This is a genomic window from Geobacillus sp. DSP4a, assembly GCF_013096875.1.
In the GTDB taxonomy this organism is placed as follows: Bacteria; Bacillota; Bacilli; order Bacillales; family Anoxybacillaceae; genus Geobacillus; species Geobacillus thermophilus.
Genome location: NZ_SDLD01000088.1, coordinates 1 through 4,066, shown reverse-complemented (window position 1 = coordinate 4,066; position 4,066 = coordinate 1). Strand labels below are relative to the sequence as shown.

Sequence of the window (4,066 nt, the reverse complement as noted above, 5' to 3'; positions counted from 1 at the left end):
TTGACTGTTTCCATTCTACCAACTTCGTGGTCTGTATGCGGAAGAAGGATCCTGACTGATGAACCTATTTCATCCAGCTAACATGTTTCTGGGATTGAGTGAAAATCACAGAAAATGGTGAAGACCCAAAAAATTAGCGAGAAGGAATGTAAACATGCAATGGTTTAAAGTTCCACCAAAAATTTATTTTGAAAAACATGCGACACAATATTTAGCGAAAATGCCAAACATCTCACGTGCCTTTATCGTTACAGACCCAGGTATGGTGAAGCTCGGCTATGTCGATAAAGTGTTATACTATTTGCGTAAACGTCCAGATTATGTGCATTGCGAAATTTTCTCAGAAGTTGAACCAGATCCATCAATTGAAACAGTGATGAAAGGTGCCGACATGATGCATGCGTTCCAGCCAGACGTCATCATCGCGCTCGGCGGTGGTTCGGCGATGGACGCGGCGAAAGCGATGTGGCTGTTCTATGAACATCCAAATACCGACTTTAATGGCTTAACGCGGAAACAGGCGTCAGCAAAGAAGAGTTTGAAAGCAAAGTCGAACAACTTGCTGAACTAGCTTTTGAAGATCAATGTACAACAGCCAACCCAAAATTACCATTAGTCAGCGACCTTGCCGACATTTATCGCCAAGCGTATAAAGGGGTTGAATGAAGAAACAGGGATGTCCCGCGGGGATGTCCTTTTTTATCATGATCAAAGACTTCTTCGCTTCCCTTGGTCCGTAAAAGTTGTTAAGAAAAGCGGTTCAAGGTAAACTAAACATGAAGCTACTTAATAGGTAGGGGAAATGAGATGAAACAAGCAAAAACGAACGCGATGCGTCTATTAGACCGAGAAGGCATCTTATATGATGTGTGGACATATGAAAACAACGATGGAAAAATCGATGGGGTATCCGTAGCGAAAAAAATCGGAAAAGACCCAAAAACCGTCTATAAAACGTTAGTGACAAAAGGAAGCAGCGGAACGATTTACGTATTTGTCATTCCTGTAGAGGCGGAACTTGATTTGAAAAAAGCAGCGAAAGCGGCACAAGAGAAAAAAGTAGAGCTTCTTCCTGTTCATGAGATTGAAAAGCACACAGGCTATGTTCGCGGCGGATGTTCACCGATTGGAATGAAGAAGCAATATGCCACGTTTATTGATGAAACGGCTCTTCAACTTAAAAAAATCATTGTCAGTGCAGGAAAGATTGGCATGCAAATCGAACTGTGCGTCGATGATTTGCAGAAGATGACGGGTGCAAAGCTCGTCGATCTTGTAAAAGAAAAAGAAAAAGACGGACACAACTAGGCGAGTCCGTCTTCAATTTCTACCTCTACTCCGAAATGGTCAGAAATGACATGGCCATTTTGGCCGTTAAAAATGGTTTTAGAGTATTTTACGTGTAAAAGCTTGTTTGATAGAATCAAATCAATGCGTAAGTTTTTTTCGTTTTCATTCCAACCATCAATTTTCCCTTGAACCGTAGTACCGCTATCCTTCTCTTTTGCTAGTACGTATGTGTCATAAAGCCCTCTACTCATCATGTAATCATAGCCCTCTCCACGAATGTGGGCGTCGTTATTAAAATCGCCCATGAGGAAGAAAGCGTCTTCATATTCAATTTTTTTAAGAAGTGTATCAAACTGATCGCCGAAAGGTTCTTCTTCATCATGCCACCAACCAAGATGACAAGAATAAAACGAGAGAGGGCGTCCATGCCAACGAATGGTTGCCCCAACGATTTTACGAGTTTTCCAAAATAAAGGATTCTGATTTTTAGAAACATAGAAAGAATGTTTCTTTATAATAGGATGTTTTGTTAAAATGGCTAATCCTTCTTCATATTTCTCATAGCCGATATGAGCAAAATCCCAAACGAGAGAATAATCACGACAACCGAGTTGCTCAAGATTTTTTAATAAAATGAATGCAAAGTTATCTTCTTTTATGTTTTCATAGATGTATGGAGCTTCAATCGATTGGCTTACTTCTTGCAAAGCGATGACATCGTATTTTTTTTCGTTTATGATTTCAGCTAAATACTTAATTTTTTGTAATTGATTTTCCTCTTGCCATGAGTGGCAATTTAATGTTAGTAATTTCATGGCTTAAACCCCTAAAAGATCTTGAATATTGGATTTTAAAACATCTGCTTTTGGTCCATAAATGGCTTGAACGCCTTTATCTTTTAAAATTAATCCGAGTGCTCCTGCTGTTTTCCACTCTTGTTCAGAAGCCACTTTATGAATATCTTTTACCGTTACACGTAAACGTGTCATGCACGCATCGACATCCTCAATGTTATCTTTGCCGCCGAGTAATTCAATAATATGAGCGGCTAAAGAATCGTCATTGGTTGTATTTTTTGATTGAGATTGAGCTGGCTCTTCTGCTTCTATATAGTTTCCGTTTCGACCCGGTGTTGGCAAGTTCAGTTTTTTAATCAGTGCATTGAATACAACAAAGTTGATGCCGAAAAATGCAAGGCAAGAAATAGCGAAGTTCACCAAATCTTTTACAAGTCCTGCTTTAATGATCATTGGTGTTCTTGTTAAAAATTCAATAAAGCCAAATGCGTGAATACGTAAATGGATTAGATCGGCAAGGGCAAACGCTAAACCAGTTGTAATCGCATACACAATATATAAAACGGGTGCGACAAACATAAACATGAATTCGATCGGTTCTGTCACGCCTGTCAAAAATACGGCTAATGCTGCAGAGAAAAACATGGATTTATATTTTTCGCGCTTGTCTTTATCAACATTGATATACATAGCTAATGCAACACCGATGAGAGAAGCGGTCGATGTAATCACTTGTCCAACTTTAAATCGTGCTGGATGAACGGTTTCAAGCAAATGATGGTATGTTTTTGTGTCTCCAGAAGCTAACAGGTTGTTTAAATCGGTGATCCATGCAAGCCATAAAGGATCTTGACCAGCAACGATTTGTCCTGCTTTTGAACCGGTTAAAATCGTATAGGTTCCACCGAGCTCTGTATAGTTCACTGGCACTGTTAACATATGATGTAAGCCAAATGGCAATAAGAGACGCTCCAACGTACCGAAAATAAAAGGTGCAATGATTGGCGCTGTATCTTTAGACGTAGCGATCCAACGTCCAAATCCGTTTAATAAGCTTTGAACAGACGGCCATACGATCGATAAAATAAGCGCTGTGATAACTGAACCAGCGATCACAACAAATGGAACAAATCTTTTCCCATTAAAGAAATTAAGAGATTTTGGAAGACGATCAAAGTTATAATATTTATTATATAAGGAAGCTCCTAAAAATCCTGAAATGATTCCTACAAAAACCCCCATGTTTAATGCCGGAGCTCCGAGAACAGAGATAAAGTAATCTTTAACAATTAGTTTGCTTCCAGTAATGGTGACGACAGTTGCTTCTGGGTCTTGCAACATGGCATTATTGACGCCAAAAATCGCTCCTGTGATACGGTTAATTAAAATAAATGCAATAAGTGCCGCAAAAGCTCCGCCTGCACGCTCTTTTGCCCAAGAGCCCCCGATTGCGACCGCAAATAAAATATGGAGATTGACAATGATCGCCCAACCGATATCCTCCATAATCCGTGCAATCGATTGCACGAATGAAACATCTCCGCTCATCATGCCAATTAATTTTCCTAATGAAATCATCAAACCGGCTGCAGGCATGACAGCAACAACGACCATCAATGCTTTCCCGAACTTTTGCCAAAAATCGAATGATGTCAATTTCATTTTTTTCATTTTTTCTCTCTCCCTTCTAAATGGTAGGGGGTTAGTTGAAAGTGAATACATTTTCTTGTGTGATTTTCAAACAAATTCATCAACTTCAATGCAACCGGTTGCATTATCTATTTTAGTTGAATGGGTAAAATTATGCAATAGAAAGAGATGATTTGTAAAAAATTTTAACTGTAGATGAGCACCTGAATCCGTGATGGTTGGAAATCAACTTTGATTTTGGTGTTAGTTCTATGGATATATGATCCATACATCCCTTTTTTTGATGATTCCCTGCACCACTTTCATGTTTGAAAACGAGATAAATCCTC

General features: G+C 39.2%; 3 protein-coding genes and 1 pseudogene. 2 read left to right on the top strand and 2 right to left on the bottom strand.

The genetic code is table 11. The annotated features are described in order from the left end of the window. Window positions 1-127: 127 nt before the first annotated feature. Window positions 128-535: pseudogene (locus ETC02_RS16265) on the top strand (iron-containing alcohol dehydrogenase); the annotation flags it as partial. A gap of 272 nt (window positions 536-807) precedes the next feature. Further along, a complete protein-coding gene (gene ybaK, locus ETC02_RS16260) occupies window positions 808-1,308 on the top strand; it encodes a Cys-tRNA(Pro) deacylase (RefSeq protein ID WP_033017071.1) in 501 nt (166 codons plus the stop codon). Here the strand turns inward: ybaK and ETC02_RS16255 are convergent. Both ETC02_RS16255 and ETC02_RS16250 read right to left on the bottom strand, forming a co-directional pair. Then, a complete protein-coding gene (locus tag ETC02_RS16255; protein WP_033017069.1) occupies window positions 1,305-2,105 on the bottom strand; it encodes an endonuclease/exonuclease/phosphatase family protein in 801 nt (266 codons plus the stop codon). The two genes, ybaK and ETC02_RS16255, sit on opposite strands and share 4 nt — an antisense overlap. Window positions 2,106-2,108: 3 nt before the next feature. Continuing rightward, on the bottom strand, window positions 2,109-3,749 hold the full coding sequence (locus ETC02_RS16250) for a PTS transporter subunit IIBC (protein WP_033017073.1): 1,641 nt from the start codon (window positions 3,747-3,749) through the stop codon (window positions 2,109-2,111). Between the last annotated feature and the right edge of the window lie 317 nt (window positions 3,750-4,066).

Coding starts and splice junctions, on each gene's coding strand:
- ETC02_RS16255 (WP_033017069.1), bottom strand. CDS start 2,105: ATGAAATTACTAACATTAAATTGCCACTCATGGCAAGAGGAAAATCAA.
- ETC02_RS16250 (WP_033017073.1), bottom strand. CDS start 3,749: ATGAAATTGACATCATTCGATTTTTGGCAAAAGTTCGGGAAAGCATTG.
- ybaK (WP_033017071.1), top strand. CDS start 808: ATGAAACAAGCAAAAACGAACGCGATGCGTCTATTAGACCGAGAAGGC.